The following is a 425-nucleotide window of genomic DNA, read 5'->3' as shown; positions in this document are numbered from 1 at the left end:
TATCTGACGCGCGGCTACTACGCCGCTGAAGTCACCACCACGATCACGCCGATCGACCGCAATCGCGTGTCGGTGCTGTTCTCGGTGGCCGAAGGTCCGAGCGCGAAGATCCGCCAGATCAACTTCATCGGCAACAAGGCGTTCAGCACGGGCACGCTGCGCGACGAAATGCAGTTGTCCACGCCGAACTGGTTCTCGTGGTACACGAAGAATGACCTGTACGCGAAAGACAAGCTTACCGGCGACCTCGAAAACGTCCGCTCGTATTACCTGAATCGCGGCTACCTCGAGTTCAACATCGACTCGACGCAGGTGTCTATCTCGCCGGACAAGAAGGACATGTATCTGACGGTCACGCTGCACGAAGGCGAGCCGTACACGATTTCGAATATCAAGCTGGCGGGCAATCTGCTCGACCGCGAGCC

1 protein-coding gene is annotated in these 425 nt (G+C 58.4%); it reads left to right on the top strand.

The annotated features are described in order from the left end of the window. Positions 1-425 (top strand): POTRA domain-containing protein (locus P0D73_RS46770; protein WP_408436560.1); only part of this gene is annotated, 425 nt, incomplete at both ends.

It is taken from the genome of Paraburkholderia sp. RL18-101-BIB-B (assembly GCF_046026985.1).
GTDB lineage: Bacteria > Pseudomonadota > Gammaproteobacteria > Burkholderiales > Burkholderiaceae > Paraburkholderia.
The sequence above is the reverse complement of the archived record's forward strand: the minus strand, read 5'-3'. Positions and strand labels throughout refer to the sequence as shown.